Genomic DNA, 16,530 nt, shown 5'->3' with positions numbered 1-16,530 from the left:
CCCACATCCATCCACAACGGGGCTGCCATGACATGGCAGCCCCTTTCTTTCGTACAACCCGAAATCGGGTCGCGGTCTTCAGATTCATAAAAAACAGAAGGCCAACCCGTCATATTTCCGTCAAACAGGGCTATGCAATCTGTGGTATCAGCCCAGAGAGCCGGTGCTGAACGCCAGACCGGCAGCCGCAATCAGGGCCGCGTAGTAGGCATCCGAACGGCTGATATCGGCATCCAGCAGGCCGTTGCGGGCAATTTCTGTTTGCGTGATCGACGCCGTACCATTGCGATAGGCCGACAGGGACGCATCGAAACTGGTCTGCGACGCCACCCGCAGCTTCGATGCCGCGTCATAAGCGCTCAGGCTGGTATGCAGGGCGTTTTCAGCCGCGACAATCTGCTGGACCGAGTCATTGACCGTCTGCCGCAGGGTTGCCTCCGCGCTGTCTTCCTGATCCTGCGCGCGCTTCATCATGGCGGCTCGGAACCCGCCATCGAAAATGGGCACACTGATCCCGCCAAGCATGACGGTACTGAAGCGGTTGCCAGACAGGTTCAGTGTCGGTGACGAATCCGCCCCCGCGCCGGGAACGGATGTCAGGTTCATGCGGCCTGTTGCATACGCCACGTTGCCGGTCATGAAAATGCTGGGCAGAAAACTGGCGCGCGCCGCCGCCACACGGCTATGTGCCGCGCGCTCCGCCGCATAGGCGGCCAGCACATCCGGCCGCCGGGCAACCGCACGCTTGACCATGTCATCGCTCAGGCGCGCATCCTCCATTGTCAGCGGACGGCCCGATACGTCCTCCAGCCCGACATGGGTGGCGGCCGATACGCCGGTTGCCGTCAGCAGGGTCAGATACGTGTTTTCGTCCTCGCCCTGGGCCTGCACGTAGCGCAGCATGACCTGCGCCGTTGCCTGTCGCGCCTGGGTTACTTCCACAATGGTTCCCTGCCCCTGCCGCATCCTGGCTTCGGCGGCGGCCTGCACACGCCGGGCATTGTCCAACGCACCACGCAGCAGCTTTGCACGCGCCGCGGCAGCCGCATGGGTGTAGAAAGCCGTGGTCACGCCGTAGATCACTTTCTGATGCACGGCTGTAAAGAGCACATTGGTTGCCACCTGCGCTTCACGCGCCGTGCGCACCAGCGCCTCGCGACGGCCGAAATCGAACAGCAGCCAGCGCAGGCCGACGGTCTGGACTTCGGCCGAGCCTTCATTATGGCGCTGCGGCGTGCCATCCACACTGACCGACCCGTATGCGCCGGCGTCGAGGGATGCATTGGTTGTCTGGCTCTGACTGTGCGACCAGCCACCGACCACTGTTGCCGTCAGGTAAGGCAGATAGGTGCTTTTGACGATCCCGACCGCCAGCGCCGCGTCGCGCGCGGTATTCCATGCCTGCCGGGTCTGCGGGTTGGATGACTGCGCCACGTCTATCAGTTCCGCCAGCGTGTAGGCATGCCCCTGATTGGTCTCCAGCACCGGGGAACTGCCATGCGTGACAACATCGGGATCGGACGGAAGCGTGTAGCCCGGCGGCAGGGACAGGCCCGCATGGCCACTGGCCCGCCCCGGCAGCAATGCACCACTGACCGAGACATTGGGCTGCCAGGGCTGGTCCGGGCGGGCGGGCGCGCTCGCCAGTTCGGATGTCGCGCAGCCTGCGAGCAGAAAGGCAACACCGGTCACACATGGCAGAAAACGCGGCAATGTCATGATATCAGCGCCTCCAGGGCCGCAATGCGCCTGGCGGGGTCCTGTACCTCGCCGTCGATCATCTCGATGCCCAGCCGGGCGGCGTCTGTAAAAGCAGTCTGCAAAGACCCCAGATGGTCCATTTGCGTGCGCATGTGCAACGGTTCGGCCTGGGCGTATTCGACCTGCCGTTCGCCTAAGGAAAGGGCTGATTGCAGGGCCGCCATGTCTTGTGCCTGCGCCTGTGGCGTGGCCGCCGCCCACAGGCGTCTTAGCTGTTCCGTAACCTTGCGCAGACGGGACGCAATGCCCGGATAGGCGCTGGACGGCCAGAAACTGGTAAACATTGCATAGGTGATGAAATTACCGATCAGCACACCGACAACACGGTCACGCGCGGTGGCCATGTCTGTGGTCGGTCCAAAGCTGCTCAGGTCGCTCAGATAGAATGCAAGGCCGATCTGGAAGCCGCAATAGGCAATCCGTTCGTCGCCGGTCTTGATCCATGCGGCCAGCAGCGACACGACAAAGACCAGGGCCAGAAAACCGGTAATGCCCTGCAGATGCGGCATGACGAAAATGATCGACAGAATACCGATAGCCCCGCCGATGGACGCGCCGGCAATACGCAGGGTGAGCTTGGAAATCATTTCGCCCATTGTCGGCAAGGCGACGATAAAGCAGGTGATGATGCAGGTATGAATGCCCGACCAGTCCAGAGACCGGAACAGAACATAGCTGCACATGACACCCGCCGTGCCCTTTACGGCAAAGCGCACATGGTCCGGGTTGGTAAAGGCGTCGGCAAAGAAAAAACCGTCGCCTTTCTTTTTGTCCGTAACGGCTGGCGTCGTTGCAGCCTGCGGCGTGGTAAAGACAGGCAGCAGTTCAGCAATGGCCTGCAAAGCCGGACGGTCGGGCGGAACCGGCGGAACCGGAATATTGAGCGGGTAATCACCCGCCGCGAAAATGGCTGCCATACGGTCGAGCAGGTCTATCAGGTCGTGCGGGGCGGGCGATGGGTCTGGCCGGGTGGCGTCGGCCTCCGCCAGCGCCAGCACGGCCACCGCGCAGTTGGCCGCCTGGCCCAGACAGGCCAGATCCTGCGGTTTCCACATACGTTCCAGCCCTGCCATGCGCAGGGCCTTGGCCATTTCCGCCGTGCCTTCGCGCAATAACCCCGTGGCATGGGCATGGTCGCGCGCGGATACTCCACGCAGCAGGCCCGCGCTGACCCGCAGCCGTGCCGCGATGTCATCTGTCAGAACCCGGCGGGGGGATGGGCAGATCAGCAGGCCGAGCACCACCATGACCGCGCCCGGCACCAGCGTAAACAGATCGGTATAGAGAATGGCCCTGGTTATCAGTTCACCGATCGGCACCTCCTCCAGCGCCACCAGCCCGTAAACCACGATCAGGCCCAGCATGTAGGCCACCGGTTTGAGTTTGCTGGCCGAACCCAGAAAAAAGAAGCAGAACGACAGAACGGCAATCGAGAGCACAAAAACCAGCGGCTGGTCGAGCGTAAAGCGGACCAGACCATAGATCACGGCCAGCAGAAAAACGACCAGCAGGTTGACGGCAACACCCGCGATCACGTTGGTGACCCGGTCCTTCTGCCACAGCGCCATGGTGACAAGGGCAGGAACGCCCAGATCCGGCACCTGCCAGATTTCTCCGACCAGAACCGTAACCGTACAGGCTGCCGCCATGCGCAGCGCCAGCCCCAGCCGACCCGGAGCCGGATCGCAGATCAACTGCCATATCCGTCCGGCGCTCAAAGGGCGTGGCAGGCGGTCAGTGACAGGCCGCGCCATGCCTGATCTCAACCGTTGCCGTAGCCCCCATGCGCATCAGCAACGGGGGCGGAGACTGAAGGTGAACCCGCACGGGAAAGCGCTGCGCAACATGCACCCAGTCCATTTCGCGCGGGACGAAAGGCAGCGCCCGCCCCAGCCCGGCGGAATCGCCCGACAGCACACCCCAGCCGATACTGCTGACTTTTCCCGTAATGGGCACAGACCGGTCGATCATGGAGTAAACCGTGGCACAGTCGCCCGGGCTTACCGCACCAAGGTTGATTTCGCGCAGGTTGGCAACGGCATACCATGCGTCATCCACGATCAACGTAAACAGCACCTGCGAAGGTGCCAGCACCTCCCCCGATTTGACGCGCAGGCTGGTGACGTACCCATCCGCCGGGGCCAGAATGGTCGTCTGGCGCAGTTCGTAGCGCGCCCGTGCAAGGGCCGCCTCGCTTGCCGCCAGAGTTGCTTCCGCACTGGCAAGATCACCCACCGCGACATCCGCCGCCTCGGCCTGCTGCCGCGCCTGAGACACAGAAACCGCGGCATCGCTCTGCGCCACACGCGCCTGATCGTATTGCTGCCAGGCAATATAGGCGTGCCCCGCCAACGGGGCCAGACGCTGCGTCGTGCGGTTTGCAAGGTCGGCATTGTTCTGGGCCCGGGTCAACTGGTCGCGCGCGGTGGCGGCCTGCGCGACACGCACGGCCAGCAGCCGCTTCTGGTTGGCCAGTTCGGCGGTCATGAGGGCCACATTCGCCTCGGCCTGGCGGACGGTCAGTTCATAGGGTTCGGGGTCCAGCCGGTATAACAGGTCACCCTTGCGGACATGCTGGTTTTCGCGCACCCGCAGATCGATCAGGCGCCCGCCGACAACCGCTGCGACATGCACGACCTCGGCATCGAGCGATGCGCTGTCACTTGTGGGGTAGGCATTGTCACGATGGGCGACAAAAATGCTCGCCGCAGTCGCCGCGGCGACACAGAACAGCGCGATCAGGATACCAGCGCGTTTTTTCCCCGACATATGCACACGTTCCATGCTCATGGGCCAAAAACCACGAGCCAGACGGCCAAAGCCGCCAATACGCCCAGTGAAACATAGGTAAACAGGCGAAAGCTCAGAAAACTGTCGATCCCGTTATAGACACACACCACCCGCAGGCCGATTGCCACGGCAATACCAACCAGCGAACAGAACATCCACGCCGGAAAATAGGCCCCCACGATCGGGAAGGACGGCGCCACGTTCAGGGAACAGCCATTCAGCAGGCACAGTACAGGTAACATGCCACCCAGCCGGCACCCCCTGGACGCCCCATGCCGCCGGGAAGGGCCTTTCCACGCGAGCAGGCGAGAGAGTACCGGCTTCATGACGTTCAGGCCACCTTCCAGCAGGGCGACATATGGAACATGTCGGATTTTGAAAAGACAATCATAAACCCGCAGACCATCCAATAACTTTATCGAAAAACCCGCCCGCCTCGGGGCGCACGGTGTGGCGCGCCCATGCCGCGTTCGACAGGTCCCGGTTTCAACAGGCCCCGGTCATCGCTGCACCTTATTTTTTCGGTTTCGGCTTGGGTTTGGGTTTTTCCTGCTGTTCGAACATGGCGCGGCAGCGGGGCGAAAGCCGGTCGATCTTCTTTTGCATGCAGGCGGTAATTTTTGCCTCATTGGGTATGGCAAAGGTACACAGCTTGATGGCGTCCCCCTTGCAGGCGGCCGTCTGTTCGTCGCGCGTGGCGGCGCCTGCGCTGCTCGGGGGCATGGCCGTCGACAGCCCGGCAACAAGTGCGAGAAAACCCAGTCCCTTACCCATGATCGCATTCATACGCATACTGACATCTCCCAAACCCGTTACAGGTGGCCAGACAATAATCCCGAACCGCGATACGGGGTCAGGACAGAAGAATTACGATAACCAGTCCCCACATGGTCAGCAATGTATTGCTGACCGCGTAGGGCACGGTATACCCCAACATCGGCACATTGCTTTTTGCCACATCGGCGATCATGGCGACAGAGGCCGTGCTGGTCCGCGCACCGCCACAGCAGCCCAGATTGATGGCCGGGTCGAACCGGAAAACATATTTGCCGATCAGGGGCGCCAGAAGCATGGGAACCCCGGTTGCGAACACGCCCCAGAAAAAAATGCTCAGCCCGGCATCCTGCAAGCCCTGGATGAAGGTCGGCCCGGCGGAAATACCGACAACGGCGATAAAAATATTCAGCCCCACGGTATTCATGAACCAGACAGACGCTGCTGGCACGCTGCCCAGGCGCGGTGTCACGCCACGCAGCCAGCCAAGGAGCAGGCCCGCAATCAACGCGCCACCCGATGCTGACAGCGTAATGGGAATACCCGCGACAGGCAGAACGAGCGAGCCCAGCAGCCCCCCCACGAAAATACCCGCCCCGACCAGCACCATGCTGGTGGCATTGGTCGGACGATCCGCATAACCGACCGCGCTGACCACGCGCTCGACATTTCTCCTGCTGCCCGTAACACTGATGATATCGCCCCGGTTGATCGCCGTTTCCGACAGGACGGGGATTTCGACATTCATGGACCCGCGGCGGATACTGTTGATATAAATGCCCTGTGCATAAGAAGCAGTCGACAGTTCCGTGAGTTTACGCCCGTTCAGCGCCTTGCTTGTCACCACGATATCAATCGTCTCGATCGGAATATCGATCAGTTCCCGGTCAGAAACCTCCTCCGCGTGGTTGGACCAGTAAACCAGCGCGTCATGCGGTCCCGATACTGCGACGATATCGCCCTCACGCAGGACGGTGGTCCTGTCGAAAGGGATTATGGTGCCGTCGCGCCGCAACTGTTCGAGAAAAATGCGCGACTGTGTGGCATGTTCCGCATCTTCCACCGTCCTGCCTGCAATCAGCCCCGTTGTCTTGAGCCTGTAGGCCCGCACGATGTATTCGTGCCATGCTGTCTCGACGTTTTCGTTCACGGGCTTGATGTTCATCTCCCGCTCGTAGCGCTGGCATTCCTGTTCCAGATTGATGCCAAGCAGTCTGGGGCCAAGAAACGCCAGAATCCAGCCAGTCCCCACCGTGCCGAACAGATATGTGACCGCATAGGCCACCGGTATGGCATTCAGTTCCGACTGGACCTGGGCCGGTGACAGGCCGGTGCGACCGATCGCATCTGTCGCCAGACCGATGGAGGCTGAAATTGTCTGCGAACCGGCCAGAAGCCCCTCGGCCATGCCGGGTCCATAACCCGAGACACGGGCGGCGATATAAACGCCGCCCAGGCACAGAAAGGAGATGACAACAGCAAACAGCGCCTGTGGCAAGCCGTCATTGGCGATACCCCGCACGAACTGGGGTCCTACGCCAAACCCTACGGCAAACAGGAACATGATAAAAAAGACAGATTTGACCTGGGGCGAAATTGTAATGCCCACCTGGCCAACCAGCACGCCAACCAGCAATGTGCCGGTCACGGCACCCAGGCTGAAACTGCCGAATTTGAGAGAACCGATCCAGAAACCGATCGCCAGTGTCAGAAAAATCGCCAGTTCCGGCGAGGCGCGCAACGTCTGTGCAACCCAGTGCAGGATCATCTGTAAGCCCTTCACGCATGAGATGGCCCGGTGCCACAAGCCAGTCTTGTCAAGCCAGTCTTGTCCAGTGCCCCCCGCTGACATTCCGTCATGGCGGCGCGTCACTTTCCCGATTGTCGTCCGTCTGGCCGCCTACTGGCGCCTGAGCAGCTTCAGCCCCAGAGACCGGTTGAAACCATGGATTTCCTTCACGTCCAGCTTGCGCATGAAGTCCACGATTTCCTGCGTGATCACCTGCCCGGGCACCATGATCGGAAAACCCGGCGGATAGGGAATGACGAAATTGGCGGATACAAGCGTTGGCCCCGATTGCAGCCGCCGGTCCAGTTCCGCGCTGTCCAGGGACAGATATTCGCATTCGGCCTCGTTATAGGCGTCGTAGAACGCGCGGCGGATATCCCCGTGCAGCGTGTCGCTGGTTGCGTCGTCCCGGTAGCAGTCGTCGAAATGGCTGAAATTGGGAAGGTCGGGCAGATCGTCGACCAGTTCACGCACCTGGTGCTGGAACGCTGTGCGATATCCATCCCCGTTTTCAGCGATTTTCGTCTCCAGATCCATCGCGATATCGACCAGAACACGAATGAGCAAGGCAATATCGCTGCGGGTATTGTTGATATTGGACTGGAGCAGAATACTGTTGCGCGAGGTCTTGTTGAGCTGAATATTGAATTTTTCAGCCAGAATATTTTTAAAACTTGTGCCGTCGAACCCGGCATGACCGCACGACAGTGTCATGCGGGTAGGATCGAGCAGGAATTCATCGTCCCTGATGGACTGGATCGCTTTTGCCCAACTGATATCCTGATCGTTGTAATCCTTCAGGCCCGAAGTGCGGAACGCTTCGGGAATCATCTCGGCACTGCTGAGCACCTTGAAATATTTCGAGATAATCGGGTGGCTGTTGACCTGCCTGCGGATTTCAAGCGAAATCTGCAATGCATTGGCAACAAGCCCGTATCCTTCAAGCTGCATCTGCCTGCGCGCGACATCCAGAGAGGCGATGATCTGCTGGTTCGGGCTGGTTGACGCATGCGTAAACACCGCTTCATGAAACTGGGATTCGACATGTTCGAAATCCACGTCCCTGACCAGCACGATCGAACCCTGGCGCAGCGCCGACATCGATTTATGCACCGAGTTGGTCTGGTAAATCCGCAGGCGCACGGCGCGTGGATCGGGAACAAGACGTGTCTCCAGCAGGAGTTCGTCCGATGGGGCATCTCCCAGCGCCTTCCGTTGCGCGTCCCACGCCGCCAGGGCCTCCGGCCGGGCCAGTTCCTCCGTCAATGCTGCGGCGGCCCCCATGGCCGTGCGCTGCCGCAGCAGGGGCGACCAGTGCGCAAAGCCGAACCAGGCTTCATCCCACAGGAAAACAAGATCGGGCTTGATGGCCAGGCATTCTTCCATGACCCTGCGGGTGTCGTAGACATGACCGTCAAAGGTGCAGTTGGTCAGATCGAGCATTTTCACGCGGTGCAGTTCGCCCTGCGCCTTCAGCCTCAGCAGCGCCTGCTTGATCGTATGCAGGGGCACACCGCCATACATTGAATATTCAACGAGCGGAAACGCCTCGACATAATAGGGCTGCGCCCCGGCCAGCACACAGCCGTAATGATGCGACTTGTGGCAGTTCCGGTCGAGAATGACGATATCACCCGGCGCAAGCAGGGCCTGCAATACCATCTTGTTGCTGGTTGACGTGCCATTGGTGACAAAAAATGCATGATCGGCGCCGAACGCACGCGCGGCCATATCCTGCGCGTCCTTGATGTTGCCGGTCGGTTCGAGCAGGCTGTCCAGCCCGCCCGTGGTGGCCGAGCTTTCCGCAAGAAACAGGTTGGGCCCGTAGAACTCGCCCATATCGCTGATCCAGTTGGACGTGAATACGGACTTGCCCCGTGCAATGGGCAGGGCATGGAACGTTGCAATAGGTCTTTGGGCGTAACGCTTCAGGTTGTCGAAAAAGGGCGTTCTGTAACGCTTGCGTATCCCTTCGAGAATGGACAGATGCAGCTCAAGCGGCTCTTCCATCTGGTAGAAAATCCGGTTGATGATGCGGATCTCGGGTCGGCCCGCCAGAGATTCGATGTTTCTGTCGCTCAGCAGATAAATATCGAGTTCGGGACGAATTTTTCTGATGGCCTGGGCCAGCCGGATTACAAGATCTTCGTCATCTCCTGTGGGCGAGATGTCGATAATGCTGCTGAAAACATCCAGCAACGGATTGGCCTTGCCTCCGTCGGATGCAAAACCTTCATACAGAACGACAGCCCCGATATCGGGGTTGAGCAGGATCGCGGTCAGCGCATCCGGCGCATTGCCGACAATGACAGCCTGGTAAACGAAATCGTCTTCGGGGCGACGCACGCCCGCGACTTCCTCCTGAATCAGCCGCCAGCGTGTCGGCGCATGCGGCACGACGCTCAGCACTTCGAAATATGGCGTCGTCTTGAGGTGCGTGATGGCCTGCGGCAGACGGTTGAGCGGTTCGTCTTCCTGTTCTTCCGCGCTCCAGGCCGTGACGTCGCGATGATATTTTTTTGAGATGATCGTTGTGGAAATGCGTTGGGCAAGGCGCAGGAACGCCTTTGCATCGTCATTGTCCAGCCAGCCGTTCAGGCGGTCCAGAAGGACAGGCCCGGGATAGCCGAAAAAGCGTTCCACTTCCTTGAGATCGACCAGAGCCTGAACCAGCGCGCCCCTGGTCTCGGCCTTGTTCGTCTCTGCCCATTTGCGGGCAAGCGACAGCACGGACAGCCAGCGATCCGCACGCAATGCGGGCGTGGCCAGTGCGGCGCTGATCAGGGAATGCGACATCTGTTGGGGCGGCACGGGATAAGTCATGGCATGTTTCCTCTTTATCATGGCGCAGTCAGGAGCGGCCGCTCCGGCCCGGTGAAGTCCCTGCGACTTTTCCGGGACCTGGCAGGCTGTTCTATTTGCTGACCGGAATTGTCACGAGCGCGCCGGGCGTCTGTGACGTTTTTGACAACTCGAAAAGCATTTGCGTAATGGTGAAAGCCAGCTTGCTTTCAAAATCTCTCTTGTCGATCCAGTAATAATACGTGTCGTAAAAAACACTGACGAAGGCCTGCTTGGGGTCATCATGACCGGAATGGACGGTGATCAGCGACCTGTCTTCGTTCTGGACCGGAACATCGGCATGAGGCGTGGTGCTGCCTGACGCCACCTCATCATCGGGAACCTGAATCTGATAGGCGACCTGCCCCAGAATACTGAGCATGCTCCGGCTCAGGATCCGGATCTCTCCCGGTCGGGGTTCACCTACGCCGTACACCACTTCCATACGGTCATATTTCGGTGAAAAATTCAGTAATTCCCGCGTTTTTCTGACGACATCCAGCAAGGCGGGGTCACTGGTCGATGAAATGCTCAGATAGACATGGTTCGTCGCCGGGGATTTGCCTGTACTGTCAGGCGTCTGCTGCAACTGGATACCCAACAGCCCCGATGCCTGGAGCAGGCGAAGATCATGAATCAGCTCGAAAAAATCGTTGACTTTCGAATCCACATGATCGTCGATATCACCCTTGTTTCTCGAAAACGGGCGGTTATTGCTCATCATATTGATGGACTGCACGGACAGGCGCAGCAGAACGTCGATCGGGAGCCCGCCCATCGCCAGCGGCAGCAACGTGGCAGGCGGTAACGGACGCAGAAAACTGTGTGCGTATGCATCGCCGGTTACAGGCTGGAACGTGAACGTCGGGCTTTCCTGCAACTGGGCTGCCAGCCCCCCATTCGGCCTGATGGGAAACGTGTCCGAAGCAACACCCACAAAGGCGCTGCGCTGCAACTGGTAGCCCGATATCAACTGCGTGGTATCCAGCAGCCCCGGCGTATCCGCATAACGAAGGCGGATAAGATTCATCAATGTCTGTTTTTTATTCGATTCTATTATGGAATTGGAATATTGATCCTGGTCTTTTCCCAATCGGTAATTGCCCAGGCTGTAGCAGCCACTCAGAAAAGGCAGAAGCGAAAGACATAACATTCTCAGAGCAGCACGCTTCATCTTTTGCCTTCCGGACGGTATCGAATTTTAATGCCGGTCCAGTATCATCCATAATACCTAATTTTATCTTAAATGGCCTGCGGCCATACAAACGACCAACCCCGCACAAGACCGGCCCGAACCGTCCGGCAGAAACGCGGACTGCAGGCAAATTGCAGTACCCCGTCGGGCAGGCACATAAAGGGCGAAAAATCAGGCTCTGCCCAGGTCTGTCAACTGACCCGCCCGCCCCGATACCCCGCACCGGCTTCAGGCGTTCAGAGCACACCGGCATGTCGTGCCTTGCGCCGCGTTCGGCCGCTCAGGTCTGTCGCTGCCCTGGCTTCATGATTCTGAAAGATATTTATTCTAGACAGAACGGGACAGAGACAAGTCATGACTACTCCAACGTCAGGTTTACCTGAATGACTGCAGCCGCGACCATTTCCGATGACAGGGATAAAGTCTATGTGACGGCCCCTTTAATCCCGACGCAGGAAGGGCCGGAAGGGATTCGTTTTGACTTCAATGACGGTGCCCGTGTTCAGTTTCCCAAACGGGAATCCGGTTCATGGCGGGTAACGCTACATGATCTCGATGCGGGTGTCGTGCTGTACCATGGCGACCTCAAAAGTGGGCAGCTTCAGTCCACAAAACGCTATTTCTTAAGATATGGCATAAAGATCACATCCGTTTCGGAAGACGGAGATCTGTCGGATGTAATGGACTACGAGTTCTCCCCCACGGGGCAGATCATACTGGTGCATATCCCCGTTGGTACACTGGGCGATGCCATAGCCTGGTTTTCCTATGTACCACGCTTTGCGGAAGAGATGAGTGCCAGAATAATCTGCATCATGGCGGCACCCCTGATCGGCCTGTTCAGGGACCGGTATCCAGAGATCGAATTTCTTGTCATGGCAGATGTCGAAAACTCCGGCCTGGTCGATCAGGCCTATGCGACTTACAGGATCGGGCTGTTTTTCACCGATACCGATAACAACTGGCAACCCAGTGACTTCAGGCATGTCGGGTTACATAAAACAGCGGCCTATATTCTTGGTGTGTCCCCCGAAGAGACAAAACCCGCAATTTCCGTCCCCGACGCGTCCAGACCGATCGCGGAACGCTATGTGTGCATAGCCACCCAGGCGTCATCCCAGTGCAAATACTGGAACAACCCCGACGGATGGAGAACCGTTATAGCATTCCTCAAAAAACAGGGTTTGCGGGTGATCTGCATCGACCAGAAAGCCACGCACGGAAAAGGATGGGTCTGGAACCATATTCCTCATGGCTGCGAGGACGAAACCGGAGATCGCCCCCTGCAGGAGCGCGCACGCTGGCTCACGCATTGTGAATTTTTTATTGGCACCAGTTCCGGTCTTGCTTGGCTGGCATGGGCCGCTGGCGCGCGGGTGGTGCTGATTTCAGGTTTTACCCACCCGACCAACGAATTTTATACACCGTATCGGGTCATTAACTGGAATTCGTGCAACTCCTGCTGGAACGATCAGAAAATCACCTTTGATCATAAAAATATTTTCTGGTGCCCACGGCACGAAAACACCGACCGGCAGTTCGAATGTTCACGCCTCATCACCCCCGAGGCGGTCATTGCGACAATTCAGCGCATACCTTCCATGAGCTCTGACAGAGGAGTGAAATAACAATGGCAACCTCCCCCACAGTCATCACCGGTGGCTATTGGTCTGCGGTGAATATAGACGGCACGACCTATTACCAGAGCGGTACCTCGTCGTTCGCTGGTCCTGTTATCCTGTCCGCGATCGGCATCCTTACGGTATCCAGCGGGGCGGTGGTATCGGGGGCGACAATTACCGGGGGCATTCCAACTGTCTCGGTGCTGAGCGGCGGACAGGTCGTGAGTTCCAGTGAACTGAACGGCTATCTTTACGTCAACAGCGGGGCGGTCATCTCCGGCAATACGCTCAATTCCGATGTTGTCATGCTGTCGGCCGGGGCCAGTTCGATCCAGGACACGTACATCAACAGCGGCACAGGGGCTGACGGTTACGCCACTGTTTCCGTCGCAAGTGGCGCAACCCTGAACGGCGCGACAGTCGCAAGCGGTTCTATCGGCGGTCTTAGTGCGGTTGTGGCGTCCGGCGCCACCGTGTCCGGCCTGTCCGTGGGGTCTGGCGCGACTGCCGTGATTTCGTCCGGAGCACTTGTGTCCGCCGTTACGGGGGATGCGGGCTCCGTCGTGTCCATGGGGGCGGTCTACGGCAGCGGTACGGCCAATACCGCACCCACCACATCAGGTGCGACTGTTCTGACTGGTGGCAACTGGTCTGCCGTAAATGTAGACGGCACGACATATTACCAAAACGGTACATCCTCGGTGGTTGGCCCGGTCGTGCTGTCCAATATCGGCACCCTGACGATTTCAAGCGGGGCGGTAGTATCGGGGGCGACAATTACCGGGGGTATTCCAACCGTGTCGGTGCTGAGCGGCGGACAGATGGTCAGCTCCAACGAACTGAACGGCTATCTTTACGTTAACAGCGGCGCGGTCATCTCCGGCAATATGCTGAACTCCAATGTTGTTACCCTGTCTTCCGGCGCCAGTTCGGTCCAGGACACATTCATCAACAGCGGATCAGGGGCTGACGGCTACTCCAATATCATGGTGTCATCCGGGGCGACTGTGACATCGCCCTATCTGGGGAGCAGTACCGCCGGCTATTTTACAATGACCATTTCATCCGGCGCAACGGTAACAGACCCAAGCACCATCGACGGCGGCGGTGTTCTGGTGACATCCGGCGGCATTATGAGCGTGAACGATTCCCAGCCATGTTTCCTTGCCGATACGCTGATCGCGACACCCACCGGTGAGATTGGCATTGAAAAACTGAGCGCAGGAGACGAGGTTCTCGCCTACGAGAACGGAGCAACAGTCACGCGCCATATAACGTGGGCCGGCAAGGGACACTGCGTGGTGTGCCCCAGACACCCCGATGACGAGGCCGGCTATCCTGTCCGCATTGTCAAGAACGCGATAACCGATGGCATGCCCAGCAAGGACATGCTGGTAACGTCCGAGCACTGCCTGTTCATGAATAACAGGTTTGTTCCGACCCGTTTGCTGGTCAACGGGCGGTCGATTTTTTATGACAAATCCATCAGCGTCTATGACTACTATCATATCGAAACCGAACAACATTCCGTTCTGATTGCCGACGGCATGCCAACGGAAAGTTATCTCGATACAGGGAACCGCCGCACCTTCCGGCGCGATGGCAAGGTCGTGGTTCTCATGCCGTCGCGGAATCTGACATGGGACAACGCCGCCGCGCCGCTGGACGTGTCACGCGACTTCGTGGAGCCCCTGTTCCGCCAGATCGAAGCCCGCGCCGAAAAAGCGGGCCTCATGCTCCAGACGCCCCCCCCGCACCTGACGGATGACGCCGACCTGCACCTGATAACCGATACAGGTGCGATCATCCGCAAGGCCCGCATGCATCATGGCCGGACCGTGTTCATGCTGCCCGTCGGGGTCAAAAGCGTACGTATTGTCTCCAATGCCAGTCGGCCGGTCGATGTCATAGGTCCGTTTATCAACGATCGCCGCATGTTCGGTGTTGCCGTGGGTGAAATCGTTTTGCTTGAAGACACGTGCTCCCGCGCCATCACCACCCATCTGACCCAGGCAACGCTTGAAGGCTGGAATGCCCTGGAATGGGAAGACACACGCTGGACAGCAGGCAACGCGCTGCTGCCGCTTGAGGACCACACATCGGGGCGGGTCACTTTGCTGTCCATCCAGATCAAGGCTGCTGGACCGTACGTGCTGAAAAATACCGGGATTGAACGCGACGCAGTTTAAAACCCGTTACAGGGCTGATAGGCTGGCCACAGCCCTCATGCCCTGGGTCGCGTTAAAAAAAACAGAGCGATGATCTGCGATGGTCGCACCCTGCGGCCATCGCAGATAACCATAAGCCTGTGCCACTTATGCCAGCTCATGACCATGCAAAACGCTGTCGGCAGGCATGATGGCAGCATGAACGATCCCGGTTCACCCACATGCCCGAAACGGGCAAAGGGTGAACCGGAAGTCTGCCCCCTGGATCTTATTCGGCGACATCCGCCGCAGAGCAGGTGGCTGGCGCGGTAACCGGATTGCACCGGGCAATGACACCACCGGGAAAAGCTACCGTAAAATTATGCCACGGCGCTGGCTCGAAAGACGGGTAATCGGTGCTGATGATTTGCGCACCGGACTGGAACGCCACATTTCGGCGGGCCGGGTCGTTCTGTCGGGCTTCAACCGTATTCGCGTCTGAACGAGTCCGGACTAGATAGCCCTGCTTCACCAGATCCTGAATTTCGTGCAGCGCGGTCGTGTTGTTGACTTCAGCACTGCCATTGCCTGCCTGCCCCACAAAGCCTTCGTTTGCTTCTGTATAGGCCGCATCCGGATCGCCGGGGCGACCGTTGGTAAATACGACCCGCCCGCGCAGGGCCGGGTGGCCGACCAGATAGCGGGCCGTGTCGTGCGGGCGGTCGAATGTGAACACCACCTTGCCACGGCCAAAAGCCAGCGTCGGCCAGCCACGTGTGCGGATCGCCTCATTCAGGGTTGCGTATGGCCCCCGCACATCGTCAGGGGTTACAATACGGTCGCGCCCGAACACGGACAGCAGTTCGGCATCCAGCTTGTCATATGTCGCGGTAGTGAACTGTTCCGGCTGGGTGAAAGCGCCATTTTTAATCGGAACATCCTGTTTGGTTTCAAGATCTATATAAAGCGGCAGATGGTTGGGGTGCGCATCGGACCATGCCTTGATAACCTCAAGACAGTTGCGCAACGGTTCACAACTGGAGCGCTGGTCGATGTCGACAATATGCATGACCTTGAAATCCGTGCCCTGCATGTCCGTCACGTCGCTCGGGTCGGCATCCGGAGTCAGGCCCGCTTTTTTCTGCCATTCCGCACCACGGGGGTGTGCATAATGTTTGCCGTTGCTGTCGGCATAAATATCAATTTCAAGCTGGCGCATGCCACCATCAAGCTGTGCGGGGATGGTGCCATGTTTATAATCCAGCGCTTCAGCCATCTGCGGAGACTTGGCCGTCAGCCAGGCAAGCGTACTGGGTGCTATGCTGCGCCGGTAACTGTTATGCGTACCGATAACCTGAACCTGGTTCATTTTTACCGGCGCATCAGCCGCAAAACCTGCATGCGGGAGGCAGAGCGCAAACACTGCGCCCAGGGCGGAAAAGGTGCTGAAAGCTGTTTTCATGAGGATATCCGATGAGGCAGCAGGAAAGACATGGAAGATGAAATTTGGGAAAACCATAAAAATGAATTACAAAAAATGAAATAAATGAATGAATTTTTCATATTTTTGTCATGGGCGGCCACCACACGGACACCCTGATTACATAGCGG

The 16,530-nt window shown here is 58.6% G+C and carries 11 protein-coding genes; 2 read left to right on the top strand and 9 right to left on the bottom strand.

Features of this window, described 5'->3' with window-relative positions:
- Positions 1-147 precede the first annotated feature (147 nt).
- The 8 genes from ABF990_RS06755 to ABF990_RS06720 all read right to left on the bottom strand — a co-directional run bounded on the left by ABF990_RS06755 (position 148) and on the right by ABF990_RS06720 (position 10,985).
- Positions 148-1,719 carry a TolC family protein gene (locus tag ABF990_RS06755; RefSeq protein WP_415490655.1) on the bottom strand — a complete coding sequence of 524 codons (1,572 nt, stop codon included), beginning with the start codon at positions 1,717-1,719 and terminating at the stop codon, positions 148-150.
- Positions 1,716-3,515: an FUSC family protein gene (locus ABF990_RS06750; RefSeq protein ID WP_415490656.1), complete on the bottom strand. Its 1,800-nt coding sequence runs from the start codon at positions 3,513-3,515 to the stop codon at positions 1,716-1,718. The genes ABF990_RS06755 and ABF990_RS06750 overlap by 4 nt, the downstream gene beginning before the upstream one ends.
- A complete protein-coding gene (mdtN, locus tag ABF990_RS06745; RefSeq protein ID WP_415490657.1) occupies positions 3,496-4,530 on the bottom strand; it encodes a multidrug transporter subunit MdtN in 1,035 nt (344 codons plus the stop codon). The genes ABF990_RS06750 and mdtN overlap by 20 nt, the downstream gene beginning before the upstream one ends.
- A gap of 17 nt (positions 4,531-4,547) precedes the next feature.
- Positions 4,548-4,877, bottom strand: a complete 330-nt coding sequence (locus tag ABF990_RS06740) for a YtcA family lipoprotein (protein ID WP_415506527.1) — start codon at positions 4,875-4,877, stop codon at positions 4,548-4,550.
- A 187-nt stretch (positions 4,878-5,064) separates the two neighbouring features.
- Entirely contained in the window at positions 5,065-5,274 is a 210-nt protein-coding gene (locus ABF990_RS06735; RefSeq protein WP_415490722.1) for a hypothetical protein, read from the bottom strand.
- 130 nt (positions 5,275-5,404) lie between these two features.
- A complete protein-coding gene (aspT, locus tag ABF990_RS06730; RefSeq protein ID WP_415506526.1) occupies positions 5,405-7,108 on the bottom strand; it encodes an aspartate-alanine antiporter in 1,704 nt (567 codons plus the stop codon).
- Positions 7,109-7,225: 117 nt separating this feature from the next.
- Positions 7,226-9,937, bottom strand: coding sequence for a hypothetical protein (locus tag ABF990_RS06725; protein ID WP_415500139.1), 2,712 nt, complete (start codon positions 9,935-9,937; stop codon positions 7,226-7,228).
- 91 nt (positions 9,938-10,028) lie between these two features.
- Entirely contained in the window at positions 10,029-10,985 is a 957-nt protein-coding gene (locus ABF990_RS06720; protein ID WP_415500140.1) for a hypothetical protein, read from the bottom strand.
- A 593-nt stretch (positions 10,986-11,578) separates the two neighbouring features.
- Between ABF990_RS06720 and ABF990_RS06715 the strand changes: the two genes are divergently transcribed.
- The gene (locus tag ABF990_RS06715) at positions 11,579-12,778 is read left to right on the top strand and encodes an autotransporter strand-loop-strand O-heptosyltransferase (protein ID WP_415506525.1); all 1,200 of its coding nucleotides are present in this window, start codon (positions 11,579-11,581) and stop codon (positions 12,776-12,778) included.
- A gap of 2 nt (positions 12,779-12,780) precedes the next feature.
- The gene (locus ABF990_RS06710; RefSeq protein WP_415490663.1) at positions 12,781-14,961 is read left to right on the top strand and encodes a Hint domain-containing protein; all 2,181 of its coding nucleotides are present in this window, start codon (positions 12,781-12,783) and stop codon (positions 14,959-14,961) included.
- A 247-nt stretch (positions 14,962-15,208) separates the two neighbouring features.
- Here the strand turns inward: ABF990_RS06710 and ABF990_RS06705 are convergent, their stop codons facing one another.
- The gene (locus tag ABF990_RS06705) at positions 15,209-16,381 is read right to left on the bottom strand and encodes a phosphatidylinositol-specific phospholipase C1-like protein (RefSeq protein ID WP_415500141.1); all 1,173 of its coding nucleotides are present in this window, start codon (positions 16,379-16,381) and stop codon (positions 15,209-15,211) included.
- Between the last annotated feature and the right edge of the window lie 149 nt (positions 16,382-16,530).

The organism is Acetobacter sp., assembly GCF_047723915.1.
Classification (GTDB): Bacteria; Pseudomonadota; Alphaproteobacteria; order Acetobacterales; family Acetobacteraceae; genus Acetobacter.
This window is presented reverse-complemented; position numbering and strand designations above follow the sequence as displayed.